Consider the following 16780-nt stretch of genomic DNA (forward strand, 5'->3'; position numbering starts at 1 on the left):
TTCTACATAACTGTTTGATATGATTTCTTTCTTCTATTTTAGCCACCTACTTTGTAATTATAGTAACAACTGCTCCCTGTTTATTAGTTATTACTTGTAAACTTCCAGACGTATATGAAAGATTACCATTTTGTTGAAGTACAGGTTTAGTATTTTTAATTACACTTTCTACATAGGTTGGAGACACGCTTCTGCCATAGTCCCCACCTGCTTGAGTAATTGGACTTCCATATCTTTTGCCACTTGGTTGCATTCTGTCAACTGCATGTTTAGAATAAAGCCTGGTACCTACTTTAGCATATGTTTGCCCATTAACTCTAACCTTTTTATAATTATTCCATGAACCCCAGAAAATTTTATTATTACCTATACCCTTAACCTTAACAGGACTAATATATTGTTTAGATATACTCCAAGGTATTCCGCCACCCCCGCCTACTCCTCCTTGATGCAATTGTTTCATGCCATCTGGATCAGTATACTTAATCGGATTATTAGAGACGTATGTGTACCCATTTTGTGTAAGTATATCATCACTATCTCCAGGATCAGGATCTTGCGATAAAAATACACCAGATTCTGGTTGATAGTATCTAGCTATCAAGTAATATAATCCTGTTTCTTTGTCATACTGGTAGCCTGCATAACGATAAGGATTGTCCTTCACTTGGTCTGTTTCATCAAATTCTAATACATTCCCCCATGCATCGTATTTATAGGTAGCCACTATTTCACTATTTTGATTAGTTAAAGCAATAACATCTCCGTGGGCATTATAATGATAGAAGAAAGTTTGCACTCCCTTCTTCATTGAAAGCAGCTGACCATTTTCTGAATACGTATAAGAACTTGTGACATTGTTTTTCTCATCTGTTTCATAAAGAACGTTGATACTGTCCCCATTATAATGGTAGTTGGTAACAACTTCGTTAGCATTTTTCTGAATTCGTCTTCCACTCTCATCATACTGATATGTGACAAACGGAGTAGATTCTCCTATATTCGTAACAGAAATAAGCTCATCGGCATTGTTCCATTCATAGATATACTGTCCATCTATTACTCGGTTGCCGTTGGTGTCATAAGTAATGGTCTCATCATCAAATTGCGTTAATTGGTTGGCTATATTATATATTGCAATTTTATTTGTAGTTTGTCCATTATTTGTAATGGTTATTTTCTTTCTGTTTCCAAAGCCATCATAGGCGTATTCATTGACTTGTCCATTTCTTAAAGATTCTTTTATCAATTGTTCTTGGTCATCGTAATCATATGATATAAATGAATCATCAAGATAGTCTATTTTTGTACGGTTTCCATTCGAGTCATAAGAGTAGTCTTCCGTTAAAATTTCTTTTCCGTCTGCTGTTCCAATGGAAAGGTTGCTTACTAGTCCCCGATCATCGAAGTTAAAAGTTGACCCTGCCCCGTTAGCTGATGTGAATGTTTGAACATTTCCTTTATCATTATAGCCAAAATGGTAACTGCCATCTCCCGTGGTAACAAGTGTATTTTGATCCAACTGGTTATATTCGTATTTATTTGTTTGCGTAAAGGCTCCATGTGAAAAGATGAAACTATCTAACTTATCAGTTTTGGCTAGATAGTTCCACTGCTGGTGCCCTTCCCGATCCTTCAAGTCTTTGACTCGGTTAGAAGAATCAAATGCTCTAGATTTCTGCCTTGCTTCCTTTACATACATAACGGACTCTTCGTTTCCATTTAAATCATACTTAAAGTTAAAATACTCTTCATTATTATAGAAAATACTTTTAACTCTATTTACACCGTCATAAGTCCACGAAAGAGCGTTTCCTCTTGGTAAAATTGTTTTCGTTAGGTTTCCGTTAGTATCATATTCATTGATAGTTACTTCATTCAATGGACCTGTTGTATTGGTCAGATTGTTCATTTCATCATAATCATATCCAAAAACTTGTGACTTCCCATCTTTATCTGTGATGGACTTCGATTTCATATTCCCGTTTTTATCGTATCCGTATTGAATGGACGTTCCATTAGAGAGTAGAAGGTTCTTCAAAAGGTCTGTTGCGTAATAGTTAAAAATTTTCTTCGACCCTTTTGCATCCATCTCTACTTTCTTATTGCCGACAGAATCGTACTGAATGGATGTCGTATATCCCATTTCATCTTCAATTTTATTTAAATATCCGTTGCTGTCATAATTAGTCTTAGTAACGACCGAACCTTTTGTCAAACGTATAGCATCAAACCATGCAGTACCAGCATAATTTCCCTTGAAATGAAGTGAGACGTCGATTTTACTAATCGGCTTTGTTGTAGGAATGCTAATCAACGCAAGATTCCAATCCAGATTATTACTCAAACCTTCCATAAATTCTTTGGAAGTACCATCCACATAGTGAACTGATGCGGCGATGGAATAATCTTCTTTACTCACCCCTTCAATAATTCTGATATTACTTGTCTTAGATAATCCCGTTAATGTTATTGGAAAAGGTTCATCTGTTGAATCTTGACCAATATTAATTGTTTGTTTATAAATTCCTGGCTCCTGTGTGGCGTATCTTGTTAGTTTTAGTGACTTACTTCCATCAAACCCACTTGTATCTGTGACACCACCAGTTCCTGCCCAATTAGTAAGCCCTCCCTCGAAGCTACTGTTCACAATAGGATTATAGCTAGAAGAGACTTCTGCTTTTTGTAATTGGATAGCATCAAACCACGCTTCTCCTGAAGCATTTGAATCTTTATGTTCCACATTTAAAAATACACGAACTTTGGCTGTATTTTTAGGTGTTTTAAATGGTAACTGACGGTCTGTCCATCCTCTGTCTCCAGCCAATGTGCTATTACGATTGTGTACCGATGATATGATGTTGTTTTCCTTATCTAAGAACTCAATTTTAAAAAACGCATATGCTTTTGTTAAAGTTGTCTTCACTCTTCCACTAAGTATATAGTTTTTATCTTGTTCAACTGTCATTTCTTGAGATGCAGCAACATATCCAAGTTCATTATTTAATGAACTGTAATCTACATTTATCTTTAATGTCTTAACCCCATACAAACCATTAGAAGCATTTGTGTCGATAGCTAAAGTTCCTTTGTCATTTTTACGTAAGGTTGACCAAGATGTTGTTCCCTCTTCAAAACTGTTGTTTATAAGCAAATTATTTGATACACCAATTGGTGCACTTGATTCTAGTTTATCTCCAAATTGGTTGTACTTTGAAAAAGATGATATATTTCCACTTAAGTCTACTTCTGATATTGGATTATATTCGTCATATGATATAGTTGTCTCTTTTTCCTTTGGATTCTCACCCTCGATAACAACAGACTTTTTAATGTCGTTATTTTCATTGTAATCATACTTAAATTTCAGATTGTCTTGATAAATTGAAGATGTCTTTAAATTTCCATTATCATCGTAACTATATGTTTCGGTTGGATTCAAAGTATTTTGATCCTTAGGGCTTCTCATTTCTTCTAAATTGTTTCCTACATAAACATAGCTAGTGATTAGCTTCAATCCATCCTCATCAGTGTCAATCTGTTGAACAGGATTTCCTGCTTCGTTAAATGAGTATTGGATTTGTGAATTATTAGGATTTGTCAACAATAACTGTCTTTTTTGTTCGTTATAGTCTAAAGAATAGTCATATTTTTTGGCATCCGTCACTTTTTCCAACCGATTATTTAAATATGCATAAGTTGTTACTACTGGTTTAACAGTGGTATGTGTCGGCTCATATAACTTAATCAATTCCGTGTTTGCATTATACTCATATTCTGTAACTTGATTACTACTGTCAATCACTTGCTCAAGCAAATCAGGATTTAAAGGATTATATTTGAATGAAATGACTCTTTGTAATGGATCTGTTATTTTTTCAACTCGACCATTTGCATTGAGCGAGATAATTATCTCACGGGATGTGGCATTTTTTGTTTCATCTTTAAATGATTCTTTTATTGTTAATTGATTAGAAGTAAATAGATATTCTGTTGAGTTATTGTAGCGATCCGTTACCTTCGATAGTTTTCCGTTACTTTTCGTAAAGTAATAGATTGACTGGTCTTTTGATTCAAGCTTATATTGTTCATTTGTTTCTGATAAATCGAGATATATACCAGTTGGGGCTTTATAAGTCCCGTCGACTTGCTTTTTAAATAGATGAACAGTACCATCTTCATCAGTGAACTTAGCATCTTGACCTTGCGGAACAATACTCATTTCGGCGTCACTGTGCCAGCCCTTCCCGAATAATCCAACAGTTGGTGAAAGACTATTATATGTTCTAGATATTCCTAAACCAGGTCCATTTCCATATATAGAAATATCGTTTGCTGTTAACATTAAATTTCCTGTTGCTGCATTGACTGTACCATTTGGAACATCAATCATCGTCCAATAATCTTCTGCTCCTAAAAGCTCAGTTCCTTGAGGCATTTTAGTGATCAATGTATCATTGGAAAATACTGTTTCTCCATGTGCATTATACGCACTTAATCGGAAGAAATAGTTTTTAGAACTGGCATATTTTGTTCCCATTTTAGCGTACATCGGTGAAGGATCCACTGGAAATTCAAGTCCTTTTCCATCCTGGTGAAGTTTCAGATTCTCTGGACTTCCGTTTTTTATTTCCTCAGCAGTTGGCCAAATACCTTTATTTTGTGTCGTCCAACTAGTAGCATCTTTCACATCAAAAGATTCATAACTAAGTCCATTAAAAATCCAAACTTTGTAGCCTGTAGCTCCCTCAATTGGTTCCCAATCTAAATTAACATAACCAGAGTTTGTCCCGATTTGATTACTATAGGCAACTCCTGTAGAAATTTGAGGCATCGCTAAGTCCGGAATGTTCGGTACAATAGGATTTGCTTTTGGACTTTCGCCATTCGCAAACACTGCACTTACAGAGATAGCATAGTTGGTTCGATCGTTATAAGTATTCCCTCCCGAAGCTTGGTAAACAGCTTGAGGATTAACTGGAAGATTGGTTCCTTCTTTAGGCCACACTGATTTATCTTTTGTGGACCATTTGGTGTTTTTACCTACATTGACTGGTTTATACTCTTTCCCGTCAAAGAACCACACATTATAGCTAGTAGCTCCTGCTACTGCGCTCCACTGTAAATCGATATATCCCGTATCGTCTCCTAAGCTATAGGTCTCTGCAGAAAGATTACTAGGAGACAGATATGAATAAGAGATATTCAAATGCGGACGGTAATCTAGAACACCATGCTCATAGGAATAGAATTTTTTCCAGAACGTTTGACCATTTCCATTCGTATGGAGTTTAAATCCATAGTTAGGAGTTGTTCCTTTGATCCAATCATTTACTGCATTTTTAACATTGAAAGTAGCCCAATTTCCTTTATAGACACTTGTTGAAGTAAACAAGGAAGATGTTGGTTTGTTATTCCATTTGAGAGTTGATTCGTCCCACGGACCATTCACTCGATCAAGCCATATACCAGTATTCGTTTCAGGATAATACGAATGAACATTGTATATGTTGAATATAGCTGTTTCAATAGTTGCATAGGGTAATGATGGGGTAGGTGTTTTCACATAGGCAAAGTTTTCACCCGTTGCGGAACTATAATTCCCTGCCTTTAATATAAACGCTCCTAATCCACTATCCCAGTCTTTTCCATAGTTGGCGTCGGGATAAGCACTCGACACAGAAGCATCTTGAGTCGCTTGCACCTTCGTCGTTGGGTCTATATAGATGGGATATACTCTCGCTGGGTCTTCTAACCATTTTTGATCTGCCACGACTGTAAACGCATATCCATTTTCTTCTTGCTTCAATTCAAAGTGAACATTTTCTGAGCGCTCAGGTTCTGTGGACTCTGGATTGATATTAGAGTCTGTCATATATGGTTTCGGTAACGTAAAGATAATTTCATCCAATGTGTCTCTGAAGGTAATTGCACCTGTTTCTTCTATATTTGCCTTTAAATCCGTTTCTACAAAGAAATGATAGCTATTTGTCCCATTATTATGATTTAGAATAATATCTTCTTTTACTATTCCATCAAATACAAGATTACGTAACGTTAAACCAGGGAGAATGTCTTTATAAACAATCTTATTTTCATCATAAGTAGCATCTGTACTTTTAGCTTTTTGAACCCCTTCTTTTCCGGAGGCTTCAATGAATGAGTAAGATATCGTGTGTCCCTTATAAGAAAGGACCGCATACTTGTTTTCATTTAATTTAGGGGAAAATTGAATGTCAAGAAGCGTATTATCTGTTGCAAGTTCACTAGTAGTTTCACCTGCAAAAAACTTTCCAGCTTTTTGTTTTTTTATCTCCGGCTGTATTTCTCTCCACTTTCCGCTATTCTTACGAAAAACCGGTTCTTGGAACATTTGCATGGTAAATGTTCCATCCCCATTATCAATAACCTTAGAGGATTCTGTACGAAGTTCCGGCATCTCCTTTGGTTCCGACTCTTCAAAAGGGGGAGCTTCTCCTGATGAAATAGCAGGTAATTCATTTTGTTTAAGTTGGGCAGACGCCTCCTCCTTTTCTATTACTGTATTTTCAGTCGCCTCTACTACCAAATGGTTAATAGGTATTGATGTAAAAATTAGTAATGCTGCTAAAATGCTACATAAATATTTGCTAAATAATGCTTTATACAAAACTTATTACCTCCTAAAAAATTAATATCCATTGCAGGAATATTTTCCATAGCGAGGATTATAATAAACTATATTAAAATAATTAGATATGAGTAAAATTACATAAAAAAAAGTCTAATAAAATATTAAAATAATTATATTTATCTAAGTAATTGCTTAGATTTGTTTTACTATGAAAATAAATTAAAAAAGCCTAACTGACAATAGTCGGTAGGTTTTATTAGGAAGAAGTACATCATATATATAGGTATCAACAACTATATTTCCTTGTAACTTGTTACTCGTTTTTACGGCTTTTTTTGGTATACAGTTATCGCTATTGTTCTTTTGTTACAATAATATAATAAAAGAAAATTGTTCTATATTTATACTTTCTTAATTTATAGTGTATAAAAATTTTTATAAATCTATATAAGTATTTTGCATCTGAATCTTATGTATTGTGTTATATCATAAAAAACACACATCTCAACTATAAGATGTGTGCTTTTCAATAACGTTGTTTACTCCCTTTTTAAATTTGATGTGAATACCTTAGTTTTCTTGGATGAAGCAGTAGAAGAACTTGGCTATGTTAAAGGCTTAGGTTGTTTTTTCTTGAGGAGATCTTGTTTGTGAAGTGTTACACTTAAACTAACGCAGCAGGTTAGTTCAAGAATTTAATCTGTAAAATCAAATCATTAGAGATGAATAAAAATTGCGGAGGTCTTCAAGGATGTTCAAAAATATTTGGAAAGTTCTATTTACTATATACATATTACTAGTGCTTAATTTTATAGTGATTAAGTTCAATGGAAATATACAACATCTTATCAATACCATACAAATGAATATGGAGCGTAGATCTCAAGGAGAATCAGGTGCAAACTTAGTTCCTTTTAGAACAATTAAAGCTTATATAGATGATATAAGCTTTGGTATAGCTTTTAGAAATATTCTAGGGAATATCATTCCTTTTATACCTATGGGATTCCTAATCCCCGCGGCTTTTCCTTCCCAAAGAAATATAGTTAAAACGTTGATTTCTTGTTTCTTGTTAATACTCAGCATAGAAATTCTCCAGTTAATTTTCTTTTTAGGTAGTTTTGATGTAGATGACGTTATTCTAAACCTAATAAGTTGTTTTATAGGATTCATGCTATTTATAGCGTACAAAAACATTTTTAAGATAGTGGCATGAAAAATAGACTTTGCTATTATCATTGGACAGTACGGAAAAAATAACTTCCGTTTTTTACTAACGGGTAGCTTTACTTCAAGAAGGAGTAAAACCTTTTTCTTATTAAACTAAAGCAGCAGTTTAGTTGAATAAGGTTAGATTGGAGAAAGTAATTAAATAACATTAGACCTTTGAATGAAGCAAACAATTTTTTTTATTGATACTATAAATGTAGTATTTCAAAAAGAGGTGTTACTTTGATAAAAGGTTTATATGAAGCACATTTACCAGTAAGTAACTTAGAAAAATCGATTTTATTTTATCAAAACTTGGGATTAGAGAAAGCCTATAAACAAGACAAACTAGCTTTTTTCTGGATTGTAAAAGGAGAAAGTTGGCTTGGTTTATGGGAAAGCGATAAAGTTGAGATACCTTATCATCCTTCCCTACGTCATATCGCATTTCGAGTAGAAAAAGAGGATATCATCTTGGCTAAGAAATGGTTAAATAAAAAAGGGATAGCTATTCGTACTTCATTTGGCTTTGATGAACATCGTCAACCACTTGTGTTACCTAATAATCCCCATGCACATGCTGCAATCTATTTTGATGATCCAGATGGTAACTCAATTGAGTTCATCACGCCAATTAGATTAGATACTCAAGAAGATTTTAAGATGATGACATTAGAAGAGTGGCTGATACGATAGATGTAACTGTAGAAAATCCTATTCAACTCACGGGTGCTTTACTTCAAGAAGGAGTAAAGCCTTTTTTCTTATTGAACTAACGCAGCAGTTTAGTTGAATTAGGAAAGTGTTTAATAAAAAGTTATTAAAAGGACATATTCATTTGAATAGTTCTTTTTTATTTCAAAAAAGTGCATCTTTTTTTGAAGGTACGCTCTCTAATAGATAGGATGGTGAAAAAAGATGACGGTTAACGAAAAAAAAGTAAAACTATCGATGGAAGGAGACCAAGAAGCACTGCTGTTTTTACTTAAACAAGAAAAAGAGAAACTTTATAGAACCGCTTATAGTTATGTTCGTAATGAAGCGGATGCTTTAGACGTTTTCCAGCAAACAGTGCTGTTGGCAATTGAGACTATTCATCAGTTGCGAGAGCCAAAGTATTTCTCGACTTGGCTGATAAAAATTTGTATCAACGTATCACTTGGTGTACTTGAAAAACAAAAGAAAGTGATTTCAATGGATGACTTAAAATTTCAATCCCTCTCCACAGAAATAGCAACATCTGATGAAAAGATGGACTTACTCGATGCGATTTATCAATTAGATGAAAAATATAAAACAGTCCTTCTTTTAAAATATTATGAGGATTTAACTTTTGAGCAAATAGCAGAGATACTTGGTGAACCGATTGGTACAGTCAAATCTAACGGAAAGAGAGCGTTAACAAAAATAAAAAAAACATTAAAGGGAGTGTACATAGATGAACGAACAAAACCAATTTAAAGAGGCACTTAATGAAATTCCTGTTCCTTCTAAAGAATTAGATGCTATATTGTCAGACGCTTTTAAAAAGGAGAAGAAGCATGTAAAATTCTCCTACAAAAAAATGGCTAAATATATTGCAGCCGCAGGGCTAATATCCATTTGTACTGTTTCATCTGCTTACGTATCACCCGCATTTGCTAACTTTGTTACACAAATTCCTATTATTGGCCAGGCATTCGACTATTTCATCTTACAAGAAGACTACTATCAAGCGTACGAGAAAATCAGTACAGATATAGGTTTGGCTGAAAAAAGCAATGGGATAGAGATAATTATTGAGAAAGCATTTTACGATGGCAATACAGTAACCCTTTCATATGTTTTACGAACAGAAGAAGATTTAGGTTCATTTCCAACTTTTAAAAATCTGCCAACTAATGTAAGTGGTGGTGGCTATGAAGGAGAGTATGTGGATGGTGTCGGCTATTTTGGCATGATGACGTTATCTATGCGTAATAACTCACAAGACAAAGTAAATATAGATTGGAATCCTCAAGAAATTTATTCAGAAGACCAAACAATTGAAGGAGACTGGCATTTTGAATTCTCTTTAAACAAACTAGAAGGAAAACATATCGCGATTAATGAACGAGTAAGTCATCAAGATGGTGTATCGGTCGAGTTAATCGACGCAGTCAAAACGGATGTTAACTTAACGATTAATTATCTCCAAGATGTTGAACCTTCTATTCATGATAGATGGGACATTGTAGAAGCTGAGTTAAGTGCGATTGATAATTTGGGCAATAAATATAAGGTCCCTTATAATGGAGGAACTGGTACAAAGGATGGTGATTCAAGTGAAGATTTCACGTGGAATGCAACGATTCATGGTCTTGACCCAGAAGCAACATCCATTACATTTTACCCTTTCGCTCATGTAAGTAATACTAGTGATAATAAACGAATTGATTTCGATCCTATTACAATTGAATTAAATTAACTAGTGATAATGTAATATCCTCAATCTTTCAAGGTGTAGAATTTGTTGTTATACGAGTAATGTGAAGGATTGCACTTAAACTAACGGGTGCTTTACTTCAAGAAGGGGTAAAGCCTTTTTCTTATTGAACGAAAGGTGCAGGTGAAGAAATGAAACGAGGAATCAGTTTTGAAATTCCTAATGAATACGGAAGGTTTCTTTGGGAGGTTTTAACCCCCATTGAAATTACTAAATTCATTTGGCTAAGTGGAGGCGAGGAATCATATTTAGTTGAGGATGATGAATTAGGAAAACCACTATTCGCAGACGAGGTAAACTGGATAGAGGGCTTATCCCTTAAAGAACTTTTAGAAGATAATAGATATTACCTCATTTTTGTGGACTTAAAAGCTTACTCAAAAGAGAAAAATCCATCAGTAATTGAGACGTATAGAGATTTTTTAAATAGTGATTGTGAACTCGTATTATTAGTTGTTGATTCTGTTTATGTCACGATTTATTGTAAGGACAATGAAAAACTTGAAAGATTATATGATAATGTAAAGATAAAAAGGTTTGGAAACCTCCAATACATTACTGATAAAAATGACACAAGAACAAAGCTATCAAATTGGTAACTGATGATTTATAACTATGCCTTCTTATTCCACTAACGGGTGCTTTAGAAGAGTTATAAAGCATATCAAATGAGGAGGTTGGAAATGAAAAAAAATACTAGGTTTTTCGAAAAATATAACATTAGTAGCGTAATTATTTTTTATGGAATTGTTTCGCTTTACACCTTGTGGATTGGTATAGAGATAGATGTAAAAAAATATTTACAATTCTAGTTTTCACAATTATTTTTTGGTTAGCAAATAGTTTGCAATCATCCAAATCACCCCAAAAGTAATTTATTTTTGCAATATTATATATATTTTTGAAATAAACAAGCGGCTGCCTGTAATGGTAGCTTTTTCTTATTAAACTAACGCAGCAGGTTAGTTTAATAAGAAAAGATAATGTGGGAAGAATAAGGAGTAAACATAAATATGGGGTGAATCTTGATGGTTAAGCGATATTTAGTCTTACTAGGATTTTTATTTATTGCTCTTACTCTAACGCAAGTTGTTGTTAAATCAGAAACCAATTCAATAGAAGGAATATATGTCACAACAGAGGACATCCTTTTAGACATTTTATTCCCATTTATTGATAAAAGAGTGGTAAAGGAGTATAGGCAAAATACCCTTTTTTACTGGGAATGGAAAGGGATTGTTGATATAGCTTACAACGACAATCATTCCTACGATGTTACTGTAAGAATTGAAATCCCTTCGAAAAAAGTTGGTGATTCTAAAGAAGATTTAGTTAAGGTAAGGATATCTCCTTCCTGTGATAGTGGCAAGCTTAATAAGCTGAAATGTAATCACGATTTCAAGATTGAAATATTAGATTACAAACATTTATCTCAATAAAAATTATTACCATTAACTCAACTAACTAGGTGCTTTACTTCAAGAAGGAGTAAAGCCATTTCTGTTATTGAACTAAAGCAGCAGTTTAGTTGAAGAAGGTTAAATATCCCTTTGCAAATATGAGGTAAAATTAGAGTGATTGAGGAAGGCGTTCGAAAGGAGGAAATTCTGTGTTTTTGTATCATTTAGTTATTGAAGATGATATTGACTCAAGTATAAGCCCACAAAGGGTTTTAAAAGAAGGTTTAAACCATGGAACAGCAACAAAATGGTATTCAAGAGGTGCAAATTTCTTTCCTGACCTAACAGAACGTTTCAGACCAGGAAACTTATCAACATGGATTGATTTTAAAGTTGCCTTTGGGGCAAATCTGGAGCCATATGAAGAACAACCTTATTTTCGATTTCCTGTCTTCAGTAATAAAATTTTAGTTTTTAACTTCGATATATCAAGTGATTTATTTGCTCATATGGAAGGCTATGTTGAAGGATTACCCTCAAAGGAGGATTTAATATTACAGTATTGGGCAAGTATGCATACCCTGGCTGATTATTTGAAACACAAGCCTTTTAATAACCCTGAAGTTTACATTTTTGAACAAGTTCCAGCAAAGCTAATTGACTATATAGAATAGATTCTTGTTCAACTAACGGGTGCTTTAGTAAAAAACAATATCAAAGTAAAATGAGCCAGGAGAAAATATCTTAGCTCATTTTTTGTGTATTTTAAATCAATCTTTACCTTTAATATAGCCAAGAATTTAAATCTGATTTACTTAATAGTTGCATACTACTTTTGCAAAAATACAAATACAAAACAAAGTGACAGTGTCTTAAATTTCGATATACTAAATTACTTCTACAAAGCCTTAGAAAAAGTGCTGATTTTTATTTTGAAGCCCCTTAATATTAATATCTATGTATTAGATGAATAAATGTTACTAAGAACCTCAATACAAATACTTTTTAGGTAGGTATTTTTGATAGACTTAGGACTAACCAATTTATCATATTTTTTCTCTTGATATTTTTGATATTCCATAAGCTGCTCATAGGCAGCCTTTTGAATGTCGTCTGGTTTAATCCCTAATGATTCTTTTAAATCTATTACACTAAGCAGATGAATTTCAAAATCCTCTATGGTCCGGTCATATTTTTCTTTTTCTTCTGAAGCACTATTACCTTGCAGTTTAGCTAAAAGTTTATCTTGATAATCCTCTTTAACAGGAGCATCTGCAGCATAATCCTCTTCAATCGCTTTAATCACATAAGCAGCTGGTTTTTTTACTTCACCATATACCATTTTTTCCTTAGTATAAGCAATGTTGCGATCAATTTGATCTGTAGAATACTTATCTATAAGTTCACTTATTACTTTTGGTTTTAAACCAAATTGACTTAGATTATTTTGCTCAATTAAAAGTGTTTCTACCGTTAATTGTTGGCTAGGTTCTTTGGGGATATTTCTAAATATATGAAACTCTATTTTATCTACTGACCTACCCTTTTTAATTTCTACAAAATCAAAGTATATATCCGACTCTGCTTTCAGTTCCTTTTGAGCTTGTAGGATAATTCGTTGCTTAAAGTTAGAGTATTTAGGATATTGATCTGGCTCAATGCCCATTTTAGCTCTTAGATCTTGTAAAGTTATCACTCGTTTAGAATTGAGATTAATTCGTGACTTCAATAACTCATATAACCTTAGAGAATAAATACTTTTTAGATTAGTGATATTAAATAACTTATAGGAAGTAAAGTTACTTGTTAAAGAAAGTAAGTATTTCTCCCAAAACTTATTTATTTCAATCGTTATCGTCCCTTTATTGTCGTTATATTTAACCAAAGATAACCAAGTTATTTGTGTTGTTTCTTCTGCGATGGTTATAGAAATTGGTTTTTTAAACAAATCAAAGGTAATTTTTTTTAATTCGGAGTACCCAGATTGTCCTTTCAGTTCTAGTAATTCTAAAAACTGTTTAATTGGAAAGGTATATGTATTAGTTTGTGTATCATCCGGTTGGATATTAGAGAAAATGGTTTGTATTAGTTTGAACTCAGATGAAGTAAGTTTGTATGCTGCTTCAATTAGTAAGTTTGATTTTGTTACTGTATTATCTTTACTAATAATTAATTCAACTATTTCAGACATTGATCCACCAACTTTCTTTATTAAAAACAGTATAACATATAGATTCCGTTGGCGTTGCCTTTCGTTGTATGCCACCATTTTCGTTGCCTTTAACACCAATTACGTTGCCTTCCTCTATAAATTTAATAAAATACTGATTTTAATAGTATTAAATTGATTTAAATAACACCATTTTTGTTGTCTTTGTAAGTATTACACCAAAAATGTTGCCTTTAAATTGAATTTCACCAATATTGTTGCCTTTGTCACCAATTTAGTTGCCTTTACCGCACCAAAATTGTTATCTTTCACACCATTTCTGTTGCCTTTAACACCATAAAAGTAATATTACTCACCAAAAATGTTATAGATGACACCAATTATGTAGTATTACTCACCAAAAGTGTTGCCTTTAAATTCTCTCAACCTATTAAGCTCTAAGAGATTATAGATTAGCAAACAATAAACAAACAAACATTAATCATTTAAACAATATAAACATTATGTAATAAACAACTAAACATGTAGTATTGTATTTTTATATAATATATAAAAAAAGACAAAAATTCTTAACTTCAGTTAATGACAAATGATACGTATATTGTTTTAAAAACTAATTCATTTTATTAATATTTTCATTATAAAAGCAGCATCTACTAAGCTTGTAGATACTGCTTTTCTTATTATAAGTTTATAGATACAAGATCTAATTGGCTAACATTATATAATCTAATTTGTAAGGCTGAACGGATCTCTAAAGGCAAATTACTTACCATTTTTTCTATGATTTCCATTTTCTCTGCTTCCATAATTAAATCAGAAATATTAAATTCAATTAAATAAATTAATTTATCCTCATCGGTTGGTAATTTAGATAGATGAACAGTTCCAACCCAGTCTTCTTTGTTTAACGAAGACCAAAAAAACAAATCCCATATTTCATGTTGTAATGTAACAAATGAAGGTACCGTATAAACCTGTGGTGAAAGAAAGTATAAATCATTTGAATTTCCTAGTAGTAAGCTACTTTCTTCGCTATTTATACTTCCCTTGTACCGAGTATCCTCTATAAATGCTTTAAATACACCGTACTCTGCTATTTCTCGAATCAATGACTTTGTAAGATCATAAGCACTTTCTATACTATTTAATACTTCCATGCTAAATCGGTGGTTAATTTCTGTTTTCCAATCTAGGGCGTTGTCATTATTTATAGATTTTAAGAACTTAGGTATTTCATTCCTAGCTGTTCCTGGATTTAGCATCCAATCATCATCAGATAAAACCGTATCCTTATCTGACAAAATGAGCTTCATAATATAATATCCATTAAAAATAGTGCTTTTAACGACTTCTTCAAAATCATATTCTATTAAGTCTTGTTGATGATTTTGCTTAGCGTGAAGTAATAATTTTCTTCGATAAAACAAATAAAGCTCATTTATTTCCTCTCTAAATTCAAGGTTATTTTTAAATTGTTCTTGAAAGTAATTATAAACCTCTGTATAAGTAATTTCTGTTAATTGCATGCTCAATCCCCTTTCTTTTTTTCGAATTTAGATTCAATATCAGAACTTATAACATATGGTGGAGCAGGGCTATCATCTAAAATAAGCCATTTTCCATCTTGTTTAATAAATACCGATTCATAATAAATCAATTCTCCATTTGCTTGAATATATTTTCTATATACACTGGCTTCTTCTATTCGTTTACCAATCTCAACATTTGTAATTTGGTATTCTTTTATGGGAGATTTCAGTTGTTTTATAAAAGTTTTCTGAAGTACATTAAACACTTGAATTTGTTCTTCCTTATCCTTTGGTAGATACTCTGTAAATTCCTTGCTAAAGTGAGGATTTATCTTGTTATAGAAAGTTTCAGCATCTATTTGTTTTGAATGGTAAAGAAAAAACAATCCATTTACGTACTGAGAAAATTCGTTAACGTCGGTATATGCATCCTTCTCTGGCACTTCGATAATTTCTAATTCTTGTCTCAACGATAGCTCACTGTTTTTTACGGCATCTTCAGCAGAAGTTATTGTTTCAGAATCAGTTATAACTTCTTTTTGTTCATCTGATATATGAATCTCAGCTGGTGGAGAATCATCATTACTTTTTTCACTTTCATCTTTCTCTATTTTTAAATTCTTTGTTTCATTCTCCGAAACCCTTTCTTTAAAAATCGAGTCAGAACAAGCGCTTAAACTTAACGAAGCAGCTATTACCAAAAATAAGTATCTATTTTTTTTATGAGACACCATTATAATCCTCCCAAGAGTTCAATATCTTTTTTAGTTTATTTCTATCTTTATCAGTTAATAAATTGTTCAGCTCTTTTGTTTCCTCTAAAAATCTATTTTCTTGGTACGATTTTAAGATTAGGTTTGTAAAGGGCCTTATTTGAAAAATATTACCCCTATCTATCAAGTTTGTTTGTAAATGTAAACGGAAAAATCGACATATGGTAAGTTTCACTTGATCCTCTAATTCTGTTTCAATTATCACATTCTTATCAGTCTTCTTTGCAAATAGACATATCCAAAGCATAAATAAATCACTAGATACTTTATTAGGATTAATACCTATTACCTGTCCTTTTGGAGTCCAATCTCTCACAAGATTTTCTACAGTTATTGAGTGATGTAATGTTACTAAGTTTTTTTTATAAGTCACATGAGAACTAAGATTATACCTCAGAATATATTCTTCGAGGAACGGTATTTTATTTTCATTGAATGGTACTTGTATTAATCTCTTTGAATTATTAAATATGGGCTTTTGAAGTAACAAAACGATAGTCAAGTTTTCTAGTGCTTGTAATTGATTAATCTGTTTAGGATTTTTGTATGTTTGGATACAATGCATGCTTTTAATATTCCTCCCCTTTTTAATGTTTAGTATGAAAAAAAGCACCACATA

General features: G+C 32.6%; 12 protein-coding genes. 7 read left to right on the forward strand and 5 right to left on the reverse strand.

Going from position 1 to position 16780, the window contains the following annotated elements; translation table 11 throughout:
- Nucleotides 1-46 precede the first annotated feature (46 nt).
- The gene (locus tag MHB55_RS22060) at nucleotides 47-6649 is read right to left on the reverse strand and encodes a DNRLRE domain-containing protein (protein ID WP_340845185.1); all 6603 of its coding nucleotides are present in this window, start codon (nucleotides 6647-6649) and stop codon (nucleotides 47-49) included.
- A 715-nt stretch (nucleotides 6650-7364) separates the two neighbouring features.
- Here MHB55_RS22060 and MHB55_RS22065 point away from each other — a divergent pair.
- The 7 genes from MHB55_RS22065 to MHB55_RS22095 all read left to right on the forward strand — a co-directional run bounded on the left by MHB55_RS22065 (nucleotide 7365) and on the right by MHB55_RS22095 (nucleotide 12360).
- Nucleotides 7365-7829, forward strand: a complete 465-nt coding sequence (locus MHB55_RS22065) for a VanZ family protein (protein WP_340845184.1) — start codon at nucleotides 7365-7367, stop codon at nucleotides 7827-7829.
- Between the two features lie 236 nt (nucleotides 7830-8065).
- The gene (locus tag MHB55_RS22070) at nucleotides 8066-8518 is read left to right on the forward strand and encodes a VOC family protein (protein WP_340845183.1); all 453 of its coding nucleotides are present in this window, start codon (nucleotides 8066-8068) and stop codon (nucleotides 8516-8518) included.
- A gap of 222 nt (nucleotides 8519-8740) precedes the next feature.
- Nucleotides 8741-9283, forward strand: coding sequence for a sigma-70 family RNA polymerase sigma factor (locus tag MHB55_RS22075; protein WP_340845182.1), 543 nt, complete (start codon nucleotides 8741-8743; stop codon nucleotides 9281-9283).
- Nucleotides 9261-10268, forward strand: a complete 1008-nt coding sequence (locus MHB55_RS22080; RefSeq protein ID WP_340845181.1) for a DUF4179 domain-containing protein — start codon at nucleotides 9261-9263, stop codon at nucleotides 10266-10268. The genes MHB55_RS22075 and MHB55_RS22080 overlap by 23 nt, the downstream gene beginning before the upstream one ends.
- A gap of 149 nt (nucleotides 10269-10417) precedes the next feature.
- Nucleotides 10418-10885, forward strand: coding sequence for a DUF2691 family protein (locus MHB55_RS22085; protein WP_340845180.1), 468 nt, complete (start codon nucleotides 10418-10420; stop codon nucleotides 10883-10885).
- A 429-nt stretch (nucleotides 10886-11314) separates the two neighbouring features.
- Nucleotides 11315-11725: a DUF3888 domain-containing protein gene (locus MHB55_RS22090; protein ID WP_340845339.1), complete on the forward strand. Its 411-nt coding sequence runs from the start codon at nucleotides 11315-11317 to the stop codon at nucleotides 11723-11725.
- Between the two features lie 170 nt (nucleotides 11726-11895).
- Nucleotides 11896-12360 carry a hypothetical protein gene (locus tag MHB55_RS22095; protein ID WP_340845338.1) on the forward strand — a complete coding sequence of 155 codons (465 nt, stop codon included), beginning with the start codon at nucleotides 11896-11898 and terminating at the stop codon, nucleotides 12358-12360.
- A 281-nt stretch (nucleotides 12361-12641) separates the two neighbouring features.
- On the opposite strand, the gene MHB55_RS22100 is transcribed toward MHB55_RS22095, so the two are convergent.
- From MHB55_RS22100 to MHB55_RS22115, 4 genes are all read right to left on the reverse strand, one after another.
- Nucleotides 12642-13973, reverse strand: coding sequence for a replication initiation protein (locus tag MHB55_RS22100; RefSeq protein ID WP_340845337.1), 1332 nt, complete (start codon nucleotides 13971-13973; stop codon nucleotides 12642-12644).
- Nucleotides 13974-14539: 566 nt separating this feature from the next.
- Nucleotides 14540-15385 (reverse strand): hypothetical protein, encoded by an 846-nt coding sequence (locus tag MHB55_RS22105; protein WP_340845336.1) that lies wholly within the window; start codon nucleotides 15383-15385, stop codon nucleotides 14540-14542.
- 2 nt (nucleotides 15386-15387) lie between these two features.
- Complete coding sequence (locus MHB55_RS22110) at nucleotides 15388-16122, reverse strand: hypothetical protein (RefSeq protein ID WP_340863999.1); 735 nt, start codon at nucleotides 16120-16122, stop codon at nucleotides 15388-15390.
- The gene (locus tag MHB55_RS22115; protein ID WP_340845334.1) at nucleotides 16109-16726 is read right to left on the reverse strand and encodes a hypothetical protein; all 618 of its coding nucleotides are present in this window, start codon (nucleotides 16724-16726) and stop codon (nucleotides 16109-16111) included. The genes MHB55_RS22110 and MHB55_RS22115 overlap by 14 nt, the downstream gene beginning before the upstream one ends.
- Nucleotides 16727-16780: the final 54 nt, after the last annotated feature.

It is taken from the genome of Psychrobacillus sp. FSL K6-1267 (genome assembly GCF_038003265.1).
Classification (GTDB): domain Bacteria; phylum Bacillota; class Bacilli; order Bacillales_A; family Planococcaceae; genus Psychrobacillus; species Psychrobacillus faecigallinarum.